At 66.1% G+C, this 19,212-nt stretch carries 8 protein-coding genes; 7 read left to right on the forward strand and 1 reads right to left on the reverse strand.

Annotated features, from left to right (window positions below; all coding sequences use genetic code 11):
* Positions 1-11: 11 nt before the first annotated feature.
* Positions 12-1,595, reverse strand: a complete 1,584-nt coding sequence (locus AC4EEV_RS17690; protein WP_018762994.1) for an acyl-CoA carboxylase subunit beta — start codon at positions 1,593-1,595, stop codon at positions 12-14.
* A gap of 215 nt (positions 1,596-1,810) precedes the next feature.
* Here AC4EEV_RS17690 and AC4EEV_RS17695 point away from each other — a divergent pair, with 215 nt between their 5' ends.
* From AC4EEV_RS17695 to AC4EEV_RS17725, 7 genes are all read left to right on the forward strand, one after another.
* Positions 1,811-2,698 carry an SDR family oxidoreductase gene (locus AC4EEV_RS17695; RefSeq protein ID WP_026264931.1) on the forward strand — a complete coding sequence of 296 codons (888 nt, stop codon included), beginning with the start codon at positions 1,811-1,813 and terminating at the stop codon, positions 2,696-2,698.
* Positions 2,699-2,817: 119 nt separating this feature from the next.
* The gene (locus tag AC4EEV_RS17700) at positions 2,818-3,726 is read left to right on the forward strand and encodes a biotin--[acetyl-CoA-carboxylase] ligase (protein WP_018762996.1); all 909 of its coding nucleotides are present in this window, start codon (positions 2,818-2,820) and stop codon (positions 3,724-3,726) included.
* Positions 3,719-4,315 (forward strand): PH domain-containing protein, encoded by a 597-nt coding sequence (locus AC4EEV_RS17705; RefSeq protein ID WP_491329605.1) that lies wholly within the window; start codon positions 3,719-3,721, stop codon positions 4,313-4,315. The genes AC4EEV_RS17700 and AC4EEV_RS17705 overlap by 8 nt, the downstream gene beginning before the upstream one ends.
* Positions 4,305-5,519 carry an adenylate/guanylate cyclase domain-containing protein gene (locus AC4EEV_RS17710; RefSeq protein ID WP_491329606.1) on the forward strand — a complete coding sequence of 405 codons (1,215 nt, stop codon included), beginning with the start codon at positions 4,305-4,307 and terminating at the stop codon, positions 5,517-5,519. Before AC4EEV_RS17705 ends, AC4EEV_RS17710 begins: the two co-directional genes overlap by 11 nt.
* A 189-nt stretch (positions 5,520-5,708) precedes the next feature.
* Positions 5,709-11,837, forward strand: coding sequence for an Ig-like domain-containing protein (locus AC4EEV_RS17715; protein WP_491329607.1), 6,129 nt, complete (start codon positions 5,709-5,711; stop codon positions 11,835-11,837).
* Between the two features lie 169 nt (positions 11,838-12,006).
* Complete coding sequence (locus tag AC4EEV_RS17720; RefSeq protein ID WP_491329608.1) at positions 12,007-18,117, forward strand: Ig-like domain-containing protein; 6,111 nt, start codon at positions 12,007-12,009, stop codon at positions 18,115-18,117.
* Positions 18,118-18,195: 78 nt separating this feature from the next.
* Positions 18,196-19,167: an AAA family ATPase gene (locus AC4EEV_RS17725; protein ID WP_018763002.1), complete on the forward strand. Its 972-nt coding sequence runs from the start codon at positions 18,196-18,198 to the stop codon at positions 19,165-19,167.
* The last annotated feature ends 45 nt before the right edge of the window (positions 19,168-19,212 follow it).

Below are 19,212 nucleotides of genomic sequence, written 5' to 3' on the forward strand. Positions count from 1 at the left end.
CTGGTCGGGCGTCACAGCGGGATGTTCCCATGCTTCTTGGCCGGGAGGCTGGCGCGTTTGTCGCGCAGTGCCCGCAGTCCCTTGATGATCTGGACCCGGGTGTCGGAGGGGGCGATCACGGCGTCCACGTAGCCCAGCTCTGCCGCCTGGTAGGGGTTGAGGAGTTCTTCCTCGTACTGGCGGATGACCTCGGCGCGGCGCGCTTCGACATCCCCGCCGTTTTCCGCAACGGCGGCAAGGTCGCGGCGGTAGAGGATGTTGACGGCACCCTGGGCGCCCATGACGCCGATTTGCGCGGTGGGCCATGCAAGGTTCAGGTCGGCGCCGAGCTTCTTGGAGCCCATCACGATGTAGGCGCCGCCGTAGGCCTTGCGCGTAATCACCGTGAGCTTGGGGACGGTCGCCTCGGCGTAGGCGTAGAGGAGCTTGGCGCCGCGGCGGATGATCCCCTGGAACTCCTGGTCCTTGCCCGGAAGGAAGCCGGGAACGTCCACCAGGGTGATGATGGGAATGTTGAAGGCGTCGCAGTGGCGCACGAACCGGGCCGCCTTTTCGGAGGCGGCGATGTCCAGGGTGCCGGCGAACTGGAGCGGCTGGTTGGCCACGATGCCCACCGTGTGGCCCTCGACGCGGCCGTAGCCGATCATCACGTTGGGGGCGTACAGGGCCTGCATCTCCAGGAAGTGCCCGTCGTCCACGATCTGTTCGACGACGGCCCGCATGTCGTAGGGCTGGTTGGCGGAATCCGGAACCAGCGCATCCAGGGCGAGGTCGTCGTCGTCGACCTCCAACTCCTGCTGGTGTCCCAGCACGGGTGCCTCGGACAGGTTGTTGGAGGGCAGGAAGTCCAGCAGTTCGCGCACGAACTCGATGGCGTCGGTTTCGTCGGAGGCCAGGTAGGTGGACGTTCCTGTGGTGGCGTTGTGCTGCCGGGCACCGCCCAGCGTTTCCATGTCCACGTCCTCCCCGGTGACGGTCTTGATGACGTCCGGGCCGGTGATGAACATATGGGACGTCTTGTCCACCATCACCACATAGTCGGTGAGGGCGGGGGAGTAGGCGGCACCGCCGGCGGAGGGGCCCATGATGAGCGAGATCTGCGGCACGACGCCTGAGGCGTGCACGTTGTTGCGGAAGATGTCCGCGAACATGGCAAGGGATGCCACGCCTTCCTGGATGCGTGCGCCGCCGCCGTCCAGGATCCCCACCACGGGGCAGCCGTTGCGGAGGGCAAATTCCTGGACCTTGACGATCTTTTCGCCGTTGACCTGGCTCAGCGAGCCGCCGTAGACGCTGAAGTCCTGGCTGTAGACGGCCACCAGCCGGCCGTCCACGGTGCCGTAGCCAGAGACCAGGCCGTCGCCCAGCGGTTTCTTCTTTTCCATGCCGAATGCCGTGGAGCGGTGCACGGCGAGGGCATCGAATTCAACAAACGAGTCCTCGTCCAGCAGCAGCTCGATGCGTTCGCGGGCCGTGTTCTTGCCGCGGGCATGCTGCTTTTCGATGGCCTCGGGGCCGGAGGGCTGTGCGGCACGCGCCTGGCGGTCGCGGAAATCTGCGATCTTTCCCGCTGTCGTTGTCAGATCGTGGCTCATCAAGTGTCTCCGGCTCTGTAGCAAGTCAGTTCTGTTGGCAGTCGGTCCGCATTCGCAGGAGCTTTAAGTAGCATCCACACAAAAGAAGGACCCTGGTGGCAAGTCTAGTGACGGTTTGTGCGCCCGCAGCTGTAGGGAACCTACAATTTTCTGCGGTTCCAGCACCCTCTCCGTTATGTTACCCGCCAGTAACTTAGTTGGGCTACAGTGTTTCCATGACTTCAAGCGACGAGGCTTTGCAGGCACCCCGGAGCCCCTACCGGGCAGCCGGTTCCCTGGCAGGACGCACCATCCTCATCTCCGGCGGAAGCCGCGGAATCGGCCTGGCCATCGCCAAGAGGGCGGCCCGGGACGGCGCCAATATCGTGCTCCTGGCCAAGACCGGCACGCCCCATCCCAAACTGGCGGGCACGGTCTTTACCGCCGCCGAAGAACTGGTGGAGGCCGGCGGCCAGGCGCTGCCCCTGGTGGGCGACGTCCGCCGGGACGAGGACGTGGCCGGAGCCGTCGCTGCCGCCACGGAGCGCTTCGGCGGCATCGACGTCGTCATCAACAACGCCTCTGCCATCGACCTGTCCACCACGGACGCCGTCGACATGAAAAAGTACGACCTCATGCAGGACATCAACGTCCGCGGTACCTTCCTGCTCTCCAAGCTGGCGCTCCCCGCCCTCCGGGCCTCGGCGCACGGGCACATCCTGACGCTGTCCCCGCCGCTGAACCTCCACCCCTCATGGGCGGGAAAGCACCTCGCCTACACCATGGCCAAGTACGGGATGAGCCTGACCACGCTGGGCCTGGCCGAGGAATTGAAGGCCGACGGCGTCCGGGTGAACTCGCTCTGGCCGTGCACCCTGATCGATACGGCCGCCATCCGCAACATGCCCCACGGCTCAACGATGGTGCTGGCCGCGCGGGGCCCGCAGATCATGGCCGATGCCGCCCACGCCGTCCTGACCGGAAGCCACCTTGCCGCAGGAGATGCGGAATCGGGCAATTTCTACACGGACGAGCAGGTCCTGGCGGGCGCCGGCGTCACTGATTTCCGGCCCTACAGCCTCGGTGCGGCCGAGGACCAATTGGTTCCGGACATCTTCCTCTAGGGCCGGTTGGGTCCCATCCGGACCGCCCGGCCACCTCCCTGTTGTTGCGGGTGGTGGACGGTCCCGGGAGGAATCCGTAGTGATGGGTAGTCTCCAGCTTCGCTCGGTAGGATTCAGGTATGGATGACACGCACGTACCGGGCACCCCCCTGAACCGAGTGGACCTGGCCGACCAGCGTTTCCTCTCCGCCACAGGCATTTCCCGGATCGACGTCGTGGACTCGACGGGCTCCACCAACGCTGACCTTCTTCGTGCCGTCACGGTGGACCCTTCGGCCTGGCCGGACCTTTCAGTCCTGACGGCCGAATACCAGACAGCCGCCAGGGGCCGGCTGGACAGGCGCTGGGAAGCACCGCCGCTGAGCTCGGTGTCCGTCTCCGTGGTGCTGCGTCCCGTAAATGCGGAAGGCCGGCCCCTCCCCACCCAGAGCTACTCCTGGTTGTCCCTCATCGCCGCCCTCGCACTGCGCGAGACGCTGCTGGATACCGCCGGCATCCCGGCCGAGCTCAAATGGCCCAACGACGTCCTGGTGCGCGGCCGGAAGATCGCCGGCATCCTGGCCCAGCTTGGTCCGATGGCTGACGGCAAGGTGCCCGCGGTGGTCCTGGGCACCGGCCTGAACGTCACCCTCCGCGAACGCGAACTCCCGGTCCCCACCGCAACATCGGTGGCACTTGAAGGCGCCCGGACCACCGACCGCACCGTCCTGCTCAAGAGCTACCTCACCCACTTCGCCACCTTGTACCGCAGTTTCTGCAACGCCGACGGCGACCCCACGGCCGGGATGGCCGGCGGCCCTTCCCTGCACAAGCGGATAGAGGCGGTGATGGTCACGCTGGGCAAACAGGTTCGTGCACAGCTGCCCGGCGACCACGAGATCATTGGACACGCTTCCCGGCTGGATGACTATGGCTCCCTGCTGGTGGTGGACCGCGATGGGCGGGAGCATGTGGTGACGGCCGGCGACGTGGTGCACCTGAGGCCGTGGACAGCACCGGAAGACTCCGGCCAAGGCGGTTATGCGTAAGAGCCTCCTTCCCGGGGAACAAGTCATCGTCACCACCCGCCCGCAGCCCAGGAAGCTCGCCGGTGCCGCCGCAGCCTTCGTGCTCGCCCCCGCGCTGGCAGCCTTTGCCAGCGCCTGGATCATCCGCGGCGGCGCTGCCCGGGTGGCGCCGGTCCTGAACCGGCAATCGACATCATGGCTCGTGGCCGGCTGCGTCCTTGCTGTCGCCGCCGTGTGGCTGGGCTACTGCCTGCCGCGGCTCCTCCGCTGGCAGGGAACCCGGTACACCCTGACCAGCCAGCGGATGGTGGCCCGGTACGGCATGCTGAACAGGCGTGACCAACAAGTGAACCTGGTATCCGTGCGTAACCTGACCGTCCATGAATCGCTCCTTCAGCGGTTGGTGCGCTCCGGGAATATATCCTTGGAAACCGGGTACCAGGGCGTGGTGACCTTTCCGGACGTGCCCGAGGTTGCCCGGTTCCGCGACTTTATCCTCGACGCCATCGGGGAACTGCCGGACCAGGCCGATGCCCTGCCGGATGCGACGTTTTATCCCGCCGGTGCTGTTCCGGAGGACATGAGAGAAGGTGGACGGGATGACCGATGAGGACCAGCAGGAACGCGTCAACAGCATCGATCCCGGCATCGGCGCCATCGACACCGCCGCCGACACCTCTGCCGCCGTCGACGCGGCCGCGCCCGGCACCTCCGCACCCGGCACCTCCGCTCCCGACACCGGCGCAGACAGGCACCCGCCCACCGGTGCCATGTCCGCCGAGCGCCTCGCCATGAAGGCCCTGGAAGCACGGCTCCTTGGCGGGGAACGCAAGCTCCGTCGTCGTGAAGTGGCCGCCGGCGCCGGTCTTTCCCTCCTCTCCGCCCGCAAACTTTGGCGCGCCCTTGGCTTCCCGAACTTTGGCGACGAAGACGTTGCCTTCACCGAACGAGACCAGGCGGCTCTGTCCACCGTGGTGGACCTGGTCCGCGCCGGCAAACTCACCGAGGAAGCGGCGATTTCAGTCACCCGGGCAATCGGCCAAATGACGGATCGCATGGTCGTCTGGCAGATCGAGGCCCTGGTGGAGGACATGGTCCACGAGCAGGGCGTCACGGACGCCGTGGCCCGCAAGCGCCTGGTCAACGAACTTCCCGCCCTCGTGGATGCGCTTGAGGAAGTGCTCGTGTACTCATGGCGCCGCCAGCTCAACGCAGGCGTCCAGCGGCTCGCCGTGCGCGCCGAGGCGGGCCTCCAGGCCAGCGAAGAAGGCCGGGAAGGCGACGAAGACGATGCGCCGTTGCCCTTGGCACGCGCGGTTGGTTTCGCCGACCTGGTGTCCTACACCAGCCTGTCCCGGCGGATGAACGAAAAAACCCTGGCCCGCCTGGTCCAGCGGTTCGAAAACAAATGCGCTGAAATCATTTCGGTGGGCGGCGGCCGGCTGGTCAAGACCGTGGGCGACGAAGTCCTGTACATTGCCGAAACACCCGCCGCCGGTGCCGAGATCTCCCTGGCGCTCGCCGAAGCCTTCACCGCAGACGAAATCCTCCCGGAAGCCCGGGTGGCCATGGTCTGGGGAAGGATCCTCTCCCGCCTCGGTGACATCTACGGCCCCACCGTCAACCTGGCAGCCAGGCTGACCACGCTCGCGGACCCGGGGACCGTGCTGGTGGACTCGATGACCGCCTCCGCCCTGGAGCACGACGAGCGGTTCGTCATGATTCCCCAGGACCCGGAAAATGTCCGCGGTTTCGGCGAAATCAAACCCGTCCGCCTCACGCGCGGACGCGGCAAGGGCCTGGTCCTGGACTAGGGGCGCCACCCGGCGACGGGTGACCCGGGGCTGCCCGAAAACAATTTGTCCACTTGTTGGCGGATAGCGGTATGGTTGTGATGCCCGGGGTCCTGTGCCACCGGCTGCCGGCAGGGGCAGAGAGCTATCGGGGGATAACACTTCATGGAACGTCGCGACCAATCGCGCGCTGAAAACCCTGGTTTTGCCATGCCCTCGAAACGCCGGCTGCTGCGCTCGCGGTGGTCCGCCGGGGCTGCGTTTGGTGTGGTGGTGGCTGTGGTGGTGACGGGTGCGGTGTTGTATCCGGGGTTTAAGACCACTGAGGTTGAGTTGAATGATGGTGGCGTGTGGGTGGTGTCGAAGTCCAAGAATGCTGTTGGGCGGTTGAATTATCCTTCGCGGGTGCTTGATGGTGCGGTGACGCCGGCGTCGACGACGTTTGATGTGTTGCAGCATGCGGGTGAGGTGTTTGTTGATGATGCGACTGGTTCGACGTTGAACCAGGTGTCGCCGGCGAATATGCGCCTGGGTGGGGATAAGCGGTTGCCGGGTTCTGCTGCGGTGAGTTTTGGGGCGCAGACGATTTCGGTGACGGATCCGGCGTCGGGCAAGGTGTGGGCGGTGTCTCCGTCGACGGTGAATGGTTTTGATGAGGAAGCGTCGGAGCCTGTCATGGTGGGTTCTGAGGGGATTGTTTCCGCGGTGGGGTCTGATGACCGGATTTATTCGGCGGATCCGAAGTCCGGGGTGGTGTCCGTGACGGGGGTGGATGCCAATGGTGCGGTGACGTCCTCGGAGTCCAGTACCTGGGAGGGGTTGAAGGGTTCCGGGGATCTGCAGATGACGGTGGTGGGGGACAAGCCGGTGGTGCTGGATGCCGCGGCGGGGAACCTGTTCTTGCCTGGTGGTAAGCGGCTGGTGTTGGAGAATGCGCGGGATGCGAAGTTGCAGCAGGCGGGGCCGGGCAGTGATTTTGTTGCCGTTGCGACGCGGAAGGCGTTGTTGAAGCAGCCCCTGGACGGGGCGGCGGCGAAGACGGTCTCGTTTGATGGTGAGGGCGTGCCTGCGGCTCCGGTGCAGTTGGGCGGGTGTGTGCATGCGGCGTGGTCGGGTGCGAACAAGTACATCCGGGACTGCACCAATGATGCGGATGATAAGAATGTTGCGGTGCCGAAGGCGAGTGCGTCGCCGTCGTATGTGTTCCGGGTGAACCGGGACCTGGTGGTCCTGAATGATGTGAATTCGGGCAACGTGTGGCTGGTGAACCAGAACATGCAGCTGGTCAACAACTGGGACGACGTCATCCCGCCGCAACAGACCTCGGACGACGCCGACAAGGACTCGGCCGATGAGGTGCAGCAGACCGTCCTGCCGGACCGCACCAAACCCAACAACGCCCCCGTGGCCAAACCGGACACCTTTGGCGTGCGCGCCGGCAAGACCACCGTCCTTCCCGTGCTGGACAACGACTCGGACCCCGACGGCGACGTCCTCACCGTTCGCACGCCCGACCCCCTGAAGTCAGGCCTGCTCGCGCCGATCTACGGCGCCACCGGGTTCCAGGTCAGCGTCGGCGCCGACAAAACGGGCTCTGAGGCGTTTAAATACACGGTGGACGACGGCCGCGGCCTTTCCGGTTCCGCCGATGTCACGTTGAACGTCGTCCCGCCGGGGGAGAACTCGGCACCGCGGCAAAAGCCCAACCGCAACACCACCCTGGTGGTGCAGGCAGGCAAGGTCGTCAGCCAAAACATCCTCACCGATTGGATCGACCCCGACGGCGACGACCTCTTCGTGGTCGGTGCCAGCGGCAGCGACCCCCGCGACCAAGTCCGGGTCCGGCCTGACGGCCTGCTCAGCTTTCAGGATTCCGGTGCTGAACCGGGACGCAAAACCGTCACCGTCACCGTCTCGGATGGCCGGGCCACCACCGAGGGAAAGGTCACCGTCGACGTCCGCGCGCCCGGGGCGCTGCCGCCGATCGCCAACGCGGACCACGTGGTCGCCGTCGCCGGGGTGGACACGGTGATCGCGCCGCTGAAGAACGACTCAGACCCGCAAGGCGGGGCGCTGCGCCTGGCCCAGGCCACCCCGGACGGTAATTCCACCGCCACCATGGGCGCCGACCAGCAAACCTTCACGTTCAATTCCACCGCCGAGGGCGCGCACTACGTCACCTACCTGGCCACCAACGGACCGGCCAGCGCCCAGCAACTGGTGCGTGTCGACGTCGTGCCCGGGAACGGCGACGGCGCCCCCGTCGCCGTGCGCGACACCGCACTGCTGCCCAGTGGCGGCAACGTGCTGGTGGACGTGCTCGGCAATGACTCCGACCCCTCCGGCGGCGTGCTGGTGGTCCAGTCCGTGACGGCCGCGGACGGCCTGCCCATCAGCGTCTCCGTGCTGGACCATTCCGTTGTCCGGATCACCGACATCCGCGCCCAGGGCCAGCTCACCGTCAAATACACCATCTCCAACGGCAAAGCCTCGGCCACCGGCGAGATCGCCGTGCTGGTGGTCCCCGCACCGGCGAAACTCCAGGCCCCCCAGGCCAAGCCGGATGAGGCCACCGTCCGTGCCGGCGACGTCGTCACCATCCCCGTGCTGGCCAACGACACCGATCCCAACGGCGGCGCCCTCACCCTTGACCCGCAGCTGGCCCAGCAGCCGGACCCGGCGGACGGGCGCATCTTCACGGCAGGCGGAACTGTGCGGTTCATCGCCGGCGACGTACCCAAAACCGTCTACGCGATCTACAAGGTCACCAACGAATCAGGCCAGTCCGACTCCCAGCAGGTCACGATCCGGATCCGGGCCCGCGACGACCAACTCAATACCCGGCCAGAACCAAGAAACCTCACCGCCCGGGTGGTGGCGGGCATGACCGTCCGCATCCCGGTACCCCTCGATGGCGTGGACAGCGACGGCGACTCCGTCCAGCTGACCGGGGTGGACAAGGCTCCCGCCATGGGCACGGCCGTGGTCAAGGACGGCTACCTCGAATTCACCGCAGCGGGCAATGCAGCCGGCACTGACACCTTCACCTACCGGGTCCGCGACCGGATCGGGGCCGAGAACACCGGAACTGTGATCGTCGGCATCGCACCCGCGGAAGCCACCAACCAGAAGCCCATCGCAGTCGACGACGCCATTGAAGTCCGGCCCGGACGCAAGATCGCCGTTGAAGCCCTCGCCAACGATTCAGATCCGGACGGTGACCCGATCACCCTGGTGTCCAACGGCTTCGAGGCCCGCCCGGACCTCGCCGTGGAGGCAGCCGAAGGCGGCAAGGTGCTGCTCACGGCCCCGAACGCTGCCGGCAATGACAGCGTCAGCTACAAGATCCAGGACGACAAGAAAGCCCAGTCCGGTGCAGTGATCCGGGTTAAGGCCAGCCCTGATGCCGCACTGAAGGCCCCGGTTGCCAAAGACGATGTGGTCACCCCCGCAGAGACGCTGGGCAAGTCCGCCGTGGACGTGCCGGTCCTCAAGAACGACTCAGACCCCGACGGCGTGGCCTCCGAACTGAAGATCGGCCTGCCGGACGGGAACCCCAACGCCCGCGTCACCGGCGACGGCACCGTGCGCGTCACGCTTGGGCCGGCCGACCAGCTGGTTCCCTACACTGTCACCGATGTTGACGGCCAAAGCGCGACGGCGGTCATCTGGGTGCCCGGGCAGGGGGAGCAACACCCCACGCTGGCCAAGACCGAGACCGTGGAAGTCATGTCCGGGAAGGACATTACCCTCAACCTGGCGGACTACGTCCGGGTGCGGGAAGGCCGCACGCCCCGGATCACCCAGGTGGACAAGGTCCGCATCCTGGGCGGGGAACCGGACAACGTGGTGGCCGGAAACGGCAATGCCCTGCGCTATGCCGCCCTCAAGGACTACGTGGGTCCAGGCTCCATCACCTTCGAGGTGACGGACGGCACAGGGCCGGACGACCCCGCCGGCCTCAAGTCAACGCTGAGCATCATCACCAAAGTCATCCCGGACCCCAACGCCAACCATCCGCCCACCTTCAGCGGAGCCACCCTCGACGTTCCCGCCGGCGAGTCGGCCACCCTGGACCTGAGCAACCTGGCCAAGGACGTTGACGCCGGCGACCAGGACAAGCTCGCCTTCGCTCTCGACGGCGCGCTCCCCGAGGGCTTCAACGCAACAGTGGACAAGGCAACCCTTAAGGTCACCCCCGATTCAGCCCGGGCCGCCGGCTGGAAAGGCAGCATCCCGCTCAAAGTCACCGACGGCCGCTCAGATCCGGTCCGCGCCACCATCACCGCCACCGTGGTGGCCTCCAACCGACCGCTTCCCACAGCCAACGAGGACGTGGTGGACAAAGCGAACGCCGGCACGTCCGAGACCGTCAACGTCCTCGCCAACGACTACAACCCCTTCCCGGAGACGCCCCTCAGGATCACCTCCGCCACCGTGGAGACCGGATCGGCCGCAGGGCAGCCCGCCGTGGCGGGGGACTCGATCACCGTCACACCGGCCAGCGGGTTCAAAGGCGTGATGGTGGTGCGCTACACCATCATGGACAAGACCGGAGACGTATCCCGGCAGACCGACGGACGGGTCCGGATCACCGTCCGTGACCGGCCCGACGCGCCCTCCGCGCCCACGGCCACGGATGTCCGGAGCCGGACGGCCGTGCTCAAGTGGACACCGCCGTCGGATAACGGCGCGGCCATCACCAAATACACCGTGCACTCCACCAGCGGCTTCAGCCAGGAGTGTGCCACCACCACCTGCACGCTGACCGGCCTGACCAACGACGTCAAGTACGTCTTCACCGTCACCGCCACGAACGAGGTCAGGGAATCCGACCCGTCGCCGGCCTCCAATGAGATCCGGCCGGACGAAAAGCCGTCGCCGCCGGACGCGCCTGCCGTCAAGGCCGGCGACAAGACCATGGAAATCACGTGGCCGGCAGCCAAAACCGAGGGTTCGGCCGTCAAGAACTACAACCTTGAGATCTCACCGCCGCCCGCGAATGGGGCGGCGGTCAAGAACGGCGTGACCGGGCTGAACTACACCTGGCCCGGGCTGACCAACGGCGTCCGGTACAAGGTGCGCGCCCAGGCAGTCAACGAACTGGGCCCCTCAGACTGGAGCCCGTACTCCGCCGAGGACAATCCTGCCGGTGTTCCCGCCGCACCCGCCGCTCCGACGTCGTCCGTGGCATCTTCCGTGGGAACCTCCAACCAGCTCAAGGTGGACTGGAACGAGCCAAACACCAACGGTGACGCCATCAGGAATTACTACGTCACCATGAGCGGCGGCGGCGGGGCAGCCCAAACCCAGATGGTGGCCGGCACCGTCCGGACAGCCAACTTCACCGCCAACAACTCCGAAGCGGCCTACACCTTCACCGTGCAGGCCGAGAACAAGGCCGGGAAGGGCGCGGTCAGTGCGGCGTCCGCCCCGCGCCGCGCCACCGGCAAGCTCGCGCAAGTCTCCGGCGTGAGCGCCACGGAAGCCAACACCGGCGGAGCCGGGCGCTCCGTCACCATCGACTTCCGCGAACTCACCGCCGCCGAACGCAACGGCTCAACGTACGCCGAAGTCAGCTACACCTACCGGGCCAGCACGGGACAGTCCGGTCCGATCAGGCCAGGGCAAACCGTCGGAGGATTCGCCAACGGCAGTTCCACGGCCATCACCGTCATCGCCAACTCTTCGGTGGCCCCCAGTTCCGACGCCAGCACGCCGGCCACCGCCAACCCGTACGGTTCTCCTGGCACGCCGTCGGCCGCCGGGCAGGACGGCGCGGAGAACCAGAAGAACCTCACCTTGAGCTGGGCATCCCCGGCGGCGGGCAGCCACGACATCGCCTACACCCAGATCAGGATCGACGGCGGGGGCTGGGAACGGGTGGCTGCCTCCGGCAACCGCACCATCAACACCGCCGGATTCAACGAGCGGCATTCGATCGACGTACAAACGGTCAATTCGCGCGGCACCGGTGGCCCGGTCGCGTCTGCCTCCGCGCAGTCGGGTGCCGCGAAAACCCGTTGGACCACGCGGCTTGGTCCCGGCATGGACCGCAGCTGCACCGACCTGCCCGGCGCCACGTCATATGACCCGTCGAGGAATACCTGCGATGGCCAAGGCGGCTACGACCGGCCCTGGATGTCGCACCTGGACACGTTCGATGTCATGTGCTGGAAGCCGCACGGCACCACATACAGCGGAGACGGACAGTGGTACTACATCATGCGCGGCTCGCCCAATGCCACCCGCTGGATCCAGTCGCTGCACACCACCCTGGGCTCTCCCGCGCAAAGCGGTGTACCGCTGTGCACCTTCCCGACCGGGGCAACGCCATAGCCGCCGCGGCGCCGGGCAAGTGCCCCGGAATGAGCGGTACACGGGATAGAGGTCCCCATCGCGGGGTCTTGCGGGGCTTCGGTAGGCTTGGCCCGGGGAAAGAAAGCCTACTGCCTGTCCCGCGAACAGGACCGTATCTGGCAACACAATCTGAGGGAAAAGTAACGCTGTGACAACTCTGCTGGGGAAGCTTGGGCTGAAGAAGCGACATAAGAAGGCCGCCGCCGGGGCTGCGTTTGGTGTGGTGGTGGCTGTGGTGGTGACGGGTGCGGTGTTGTATCCGGGGTTTAAGACCACTGAGGTTGAGTTGAATGATGGTGGCGTGTGGGTGGTGTCGAAGTCCAAGAATGCTGTTGGGCGGTTGAATTATCCTTCGCGGGTGCTTGATGGTGCGGTGACGCCGGCGTCGACGACGTTTGATGTGTTGCAGCATGCGGGTGAGGTGTTTGTTGATGATGCGACTGGTTCGACGTTGAACCAGGTGTCGCCGGCGAATATGCGCCTGGGTGGGGATAAGCGGTTGCCGGGTTCTGCTGCGGTGAGTTTTGGGGCGCAGACGATTTCGGTGACGGATCCGGCGTCGGGCAAGGTGTGGGCGGTGTCTCCGTCGACGGTGAATGGTTTTGATGAGGAAGCGTCGGAGCCTGTCATGGTGGGTTCTGAGGGGATTGTTTCCGCGGTGGGGTCTGATGACCGGATTTATTCGGCGGATCCGAAGTCCGGGGTGGTGTCCGTGACGGGGGTGGATGCCAATGGTGCGGTGATGTCCTCGGAGTCCAGTACCTGGGAGGGGTTGAAGGGTTCCGGGGATCTGCAGATGACGGTGGTGGGGGACAAGCCGGTGGTGTTGGATGCTGCGGCGGGGAACCTGTTTTTGCCTGGTGGTAAGCGGCTGGTGTTGGAGAATGCGCGGGATGCGAAGTTGCAGCAGGCGGGGCCGGGCAGTGATTTTGTTGCCGTTGCGACGCGGAAGGCGTTGTTGAAGCAGCCCTTGGACGGGGCGGCGGCGAAGACGGTCTCGTTTGATGGTGAGGGCGTGCCTGCGGCTCCGGTGCAGTTGGGCGGGTGTGTGCATGCGGCGTGGTCGGGTGCGAACAAGTACATCCGGGACTGCACCAATGATGCGGACGATAAGAATGTTGCGGTGCCGAAGGCGAGTGCGTCGCCGTCGTATGTGTTCCGGGTGAACCGGGACCTGGTGGTCCTGAATGATGTGAATTCGGGCAACGTGTGGCTGGTGAACCAGAACATGCAGCTGGTCAACAACTGGGACGACGTCGTCCCGCCCAAGAACCAGTCCGATGACCAGGACCAGGAATCGGCAGACAACAACACCATCAACGTCCTGCCGGACCGCACTAAACCCAACCGGCCACCGGAAACCAAGCCCGACGCCATCGGCGTCCGGCCTGGCCGCACCACGATCCTCAGCGTCCTGGACAACGACTCGGACCCCGACGGCGACGTCCTGACCGCTGCCGTGGCGCCGGAAGCCGCACCCAAATCCGGCACCCTCGAAAGCATCTACGGCGGCACTGCCTTCCAGATCACCGTTCCGGCGGATGCCAAACCAGGCACGGAGACCTTTAACTACAGCGCCTCCGACGGCCGCGGGCTCTCCGCCACCGGGCAGGTCACGCTCAGCGTCGTGGGGCCCGACGAAAACAAGCCGCCCAAGTTCAAGCGCGGCGAGGACACCACCATGCTCGTGGAACAGGGCAAGACGGTCAGCCAGAACATCCTGACGGACTGGATCGACCCCGACGGCGATGATCTGGTCCTGCTCGACGCGAAGGCCGACAACGACCAGGACCAAGTCAAGGTCCGGCGCGACGGCCTCCTCACCTTCCAGGATTCCGGTGCGACCGCCGGCAAGAAGAACGTCCAGGTCACCATCTGGGACGGCCGCGCCACGGTCACCGGCAAGGTGGTGGTCAACGTCCAGCCACCCGGCGCCTTGGCACCGGTGGTCAACGCGGACCATGTCACCGCCGTCGTGGGCCAGGACCTGGTCATCTCGCCGTTGAAGAACGACGTCGACCCGAACGGCGGTGCCCTGCGGCTGGCCCAGGTGGAAGCCAACGGACCGGCCGAACTCGGCCCCGTCACGGACGGCGGCACCTTCACGTTCCGCAGCAGCACCCCCGGGCCGGTGTACCTGACGTACATCGCCAGCAACGGGCCGCAGAGCAGCCAGGGGCTGATCCGCGTGGACGTCGAATCCGGCAACGACGGCGGCGATCCCGTGGCGGTCCACGACGTGGCACTGATGCCTACCGGCGGCAGTGTCCTGCTGGACCCCCTGGCCAACGACTCCGACCCCTCCGGCGGCGTCCTGGTGCTGCAGTCCGTCAAAATCCCGGACAACGCCCCGGTATCGGTCAGCGTGATCAACCACAGCGTCCTGCGGATCACCGACATCCTTGGCACCAAGGACCCCCTGCTGTTCGAATACACCATGTCCAACGGCAAGAAATCCGCCACGGGCAGTGTCTCGGTCGTGCCCGTCCCGGCGCCGGCCGTGCTCGAAGCACCCCAGCCCAAACCGGACGAGGTGAACGTCCGGGTCAACGACGTCGTCACCATCCCCGTCCTTGACAACGACACCCACCCGCAGGGGCAGGAACTGACCGTGGACCCCGTCCTGCCGCAGGCCGTGGATCCGGCTGACGGCAAGAGCTTTGTTTCCGAGAACACCGTTCGCTTTATCGCCGGCAGCCAGCCCAAGACGGTGCGCGCCATCTACAACGCCGTCGATCCGCAGGGCCAGAAGAGTGCCGCCGCGGTGACCATCCACATCCTTCCGCTGGAAGGTGCGGAGAACTCCCGGCCCCAGCCGCGGAACCTCACCGCCCGGGTGGTGGCTGCCGGGACGGTCCGGATCCCGGTTCCCCTCGACGGCATCGACCCCGACGGCGACTCCGTCCAGCTCACGGGCATCGACAGCACCCCCGCCATGGGCACCGCGACGGTGGGCAGCAACTTCATCGACTTCACCGCGGCCGGCGACGGCGCGGGTACGGACACGTTCCGCTACAAGGTGGTTGACCGCCAGGGTGCCGTGAACACAGGCACCGTAACGGTTGGCATCGCCCCGCGCGGAGAGGTGAACCAGAAGCCCACGCCCGTGGACGACGAAGTCCGGGTCCGTCCCGGCCGCCAGATCGCCGTCGACGCCACCGCGAACGACACCGACCCCGACGGCGACCGCATCCGCATCCTCACCGACGGCATCGAAGCCGATCCCGCACTCCAGGCGACAGTCAGCAGGAACAGCGGCCGCATCATCCTCCTGGCCCCGAACGAGGCAGGAACCGTCAACGTGCGCTACACCATCGCCGATGACCGGGACGCCACCGCCCAGGCCACCATCCGCCTAGTGGTCGATAACAACGTGCCCCTGAAGGCGCCGATCGCCCGTGACGACAGGGTGACCTCAGCCCAGGCAATGGGCAAGACCGCCGTTGATGTCCCCGTCCTGAAGAACGATGAGGACCCGGACGGCGTGGGCGAGAACCTCAAGATCAGCACGGAGGCCACCACCGCCAGGCCTGGCGGCAACGGCAACGTTCTGGTAGACCTGACCAAGGATCCCCAGCTCATCCCGTACACCGTGGAAGACGTGGACGGACTGCAGTCCACCGCTGTTATCTGGGTCCCGGGCCTCGGCCAGCAGGTTCCCACCCTGGCCAAGGACGAGGTCATCGAGGTGGTAGCGGGCCAGTCCGTCGACGTAAACCTCAACGAATGGGTGAAGGTCCGCGAGGGCAGGTCGCCCCGGCTGACCCAGGCGGACCGGATCAACCTCATCGGAGCCGACGGCGGCAACCCCGTCATTGGCGACGGCACCGGTCTGAAATACACCGCGGGAACAGACTACGTGGGCCCAGGGTCCCTGACGTTCGAGGTGACGGACGGAACCGGACCGGACGATCCCGCCGGCCTGAAGTCCACCCTCAGCATCCGAACCAAGGTGCTCCCGGACCCCAACAAGAACAACCCGCCCGAACTGCTTGGCTCGGACGTGGACGTTCCCAAGGGCGACACGGCCAGCACCGACCTGGGCAAGCTGACCTCCGATCCGGACCAGGGCGACCTCGAAAAGATGAAGTATGAACTGGTGGGCGGAGCGCCCGGCGGCTTCAACGTCAGCATCGACGGCAAGACCCTCAAGGCTTCGGCGGCGGACTCCACCGCCACCGGCACCAGGGCCGCCGTCCAGGTCAAGGCAAGGGATCCGCGCGGGCTCGAGGCAACGGCCACGTACCAGCTTTCGGTGACCGCCTCGAACCGGCCCAAGCCGGTGGCCAACGACGACGTCGAAGCGAACGCCGCCGCTGGCAAGCCCGTCACCATCAACGTGCTCGCCAACGACGCCAACCCGTTCCCGGAGACCCCGCTGAAGATCATTGCCGCAAACACCGAAACGGGCACCGGCAACGTAGGCGTCAATGGCGACTCGGTGACCGTCACTCCGGCGCCCGGTTTTACCGGGACCATGGTGGTGGCTTACACCGTGGAGGACAAGACCGGTGACGCGTCCCGGCATGCCACGGCGCGCATCCGCTTGACCGTCAAGGACAAGCCCGCGGCCCCCACCACGGCGCAGGCACAGAGCGTGGGTGACCGCACGGCGCTGCTGAACTGGACCGCCCCGGCCGACAGGGGCTCGCCCATCACCAAGTACACGGTGTATGGCGAGGGCGGGTTCCGCCAGGATTGCCCGGCCAACACCTGCACCCTTAATGGCCTGACCAACAACACCACCTACCACTTCCAGGTGACGGCCACGAACGAGTTCGGCGAGTCCGACCGCTCGCCGGCCTCGGCCGATGTCCGGCCGGACGTGAAGCCGGATACCCCTTTGGCGCCCTCGCTGAAATTTGGCGACAAGCAGCTGACCGTCAACTGGACCCAGCCCGCCAGCAAGGGATCGCCGGTGAAGTCCTACGACCTGGAAATCTCGCCGGCACCGGCAGGCCAGAACGCACAGATCCAGAACCTGACGTCGGTCAGCTATGTCTGGAAGGGGCTGCAGAACGGCGTTTCCTACAAGGTCCGGGTCCTGGCACGCAACGACGCCAAGGAACCCTCCGAATGGAGCCCGTACTCGGCAGCGGAGGTGCCCGCGGGTGTTCCCGCGACGCCCACCGCGCCGAGCGTGTCGCAGGCAACTCCGGTGGGCTCGCAGAGCCAGCTGCGGGTGGTCTGGTCCGCACCCAACAACAACGGCGACCCTGTCTCGTCCTACACCTTGACCACCCTCCGCGGCGGTGCGGCGGTGGCCAGCCAGCAGGTATCCGGAACGTCGCAGAACGTCACCGTGGATAATTCGGAAACGAACTACACCTTCACGGTCTCGGCCACCAACAAGGCCGGAACAGGCGGCACGAGTGCCCAGTCCGCCCCCATCCGGGCAGCAGGCAAACCGGGCCAGGTGAGCAGCGGGACGGTCGCGGAAACGGGAACCAGCGGACAGCTGAAAGTGACGTTCACGCCGCTGAGCGAGGCGCAGCGGAACGGGTCCACCGCGAGTGAAATGACCTATTCGTACAACGCTGACGGCAAGAGCGGCCCGATCCCAGCCGGCGGTGGAACCATCGGCGGCATGACCAACGGCAGGGACATCACGGTGACCATCATCGCGACGTCCACGAAAAACACCATGTCCGGCGATGCCAAGGCGATCGGGACAGCCAACCCGTATGGGCCGGCAAGCGCCCCCAACGTCAACGGCACCACGTCAACGAAGGGCGACGGCCAGGTGCACTGGACCTGGAACGATCCGAGCACGAACGGCCGGCCCCTGAGCTACTACGAGGTCAGTTACGAAGGCGGTGGCTGGATCAACGTTGGAAAGGCCAACCGCTATGACCGCGACGCTGGTGGCTGGAACCAAAGCCGTCAGTTGCGGGTTCGGGCGGTCACGGTGACCGACGGCGCGATCGGGTCGGCCACCTCCAAGTCCGGTGCAGACCCAACCCCGCCGCCGCCCACGGAGTGGAACGTCACGGCCAGCCCCACACGCAGCTGCACGGAGCCTCGCAAGGGGACGGACAGCTTCGTTGACGGCAACCCGTCCCAGTGCACGGGCGCGGGCAAATGGCTCGACGCCGGTGCCCCGTCCACGGCCGACCGCTACCAGGTCTGGTACAAGACCTCGAACAACCCCAGCGGTATCTGGTACCACCTGAACTCCGGTATGGCCTCGGGCAACTGGCTCCGCTGTGACACGTCCAACGTGGGCTGCAACCCGCCGAACGGCATGCCGAACCGCTAGCAACCGCATCCATCTTGTGGGCCCGGGTTTCCCGGGCCCACAAGGCAACTTTCGATCCATCTAAAGGAAGCACATTTCATGACCATGACCATGGAGCAGGCCGAATGGTTTGCCGGTACGTTCGAAAAGCTGGTTGCCAACGTGGGGCAGGCGGTGCTGGGCAAGGAACACGTCATCAGGCTGACCTTCACGGCCATGCTGGCGGAGGGCCACGTCTTGTTCGAGGACGCGCCCGGAACCGGCAAGACCTCCCTGGCCCGGGCCCTCGCGGCCACCGTGCAGGGGTCCAACAACCGCATCCAGTTCACCCCTGACTTGCTTCCTTCCGACGTCACCGGCGTGACCATCTACGACCAGAAGACGCAGAAGTTCGAGTTCCACAAGGGCCCGATCTTCAACAACATCGTCCTGGCCGACGAAATCAACCGTGCATCGCCCAAGACCCAGTCCGCGCTGCTTGAGGTCATGGAAGAGTCCAGGGTGACAGTGGACGGCGTCACCTATTCCGCGGGCCGGCCGTTCATGGTCATGGCAACCCAGAACCCGATCGAGCAGGCGGGTACCTACCGCCTCCCCGAAGCCCAGTTGGACCGGTTCCTGATCAAGACCTCCATCGGGTATCCGGACCACGCCTCCACGGTCCGTCTGCTCGGCGGCAACAACCTGAAGGACCGCTCCAAGGAACTGTCCGCCGTCATCACCACCCAGGCCGTGGCGGACATGGCAGACCTCGCCGCCACCGCGCACGTGGACACGGCGGTGCTGGAGTACATTTCGCGGCTGTGCGAGGAAACCCGCAGCGCCCCCGAGACCCGGCTGGGCGTGTCCGTGCGCGGTGCGCTGGCCATGGTCCGGGCTGCCAAGGTCTGGGCTGCCTCGCAGGGACGGAACTTCGTCCTGCCGGATGACATCAAGGAACTGGCACCCGTGGTGTGGACGCACCGGTTCGTGATGGACCCTGAGGCGGAATTCTCCGGCGCCACCGCAGAGGCCGTCCTGGCCAGGATCCTGGCCGACGTCGCCGCCCCGCAGCAGCGCACCAACGCCTGACCGGTCCGGCGCGCAACCAACGGCTGCACGCCGGCCCCTTTTCCT

The organism is Pseudarthrobacter sp. MOO14 (genome assembly GCF_058267675.1).

Excerpts from the sequence above, each read along its gene's own strand:
- AC4EEV_RS17700 (WP_018762996.1), top strand. The coding sequence starts at position 2,818 with ATGGATGACACGCACGTACCGGGCACCCCCCTGAACCGAGTGGACCTG.
- AC4EEV_RS17695 (WP_026264931.1), top strand. The coding sequence starts at position 1,811 with ATGACTTCAAGCGACGAGGCTTTGCAGGCACCCCGGAGCCCCTACCGG.
- AC4EEV_RS17705 (WP_491329605.1), top strand. The coding sequence starts at position 3,719 with ATGCGTAAGAGCCTCCTTCCCGGGGAACAAGTCATCGTCACCACCCGC.
- AC4EEV_RS17715 (WP_491329607.1), top strand. The coding sequence starts at position 5,709 with ATGCCCTCGAAACGCCGGCTGCTGCGCTCGCGGTGGTCCGCCGGGGCT.
- AC4EEV_RS17690 (WP_018762994.1), bottom strand. The coding sequence starts at position 1,595 with ATGAGCCACGATCTGACAACGACAGCGGGAAAGATCGCAGATTTCCGC.
- AC4EEV_RS17710 (WP_491329606.1), top strand. The coding sequence starts at position 4,305 with ATGACCGATGAGGACCAGCAGGAACGCGTCAACAGCATCGATCCCGGC.
- AC4EEV_RS17725 (WP_018763002.1), top strand. The coding sequence starts at position 18,196 with ATGACCATGACCATGGAGCAGGCCGAATGGTTTGCCGGTACGTTCGAA.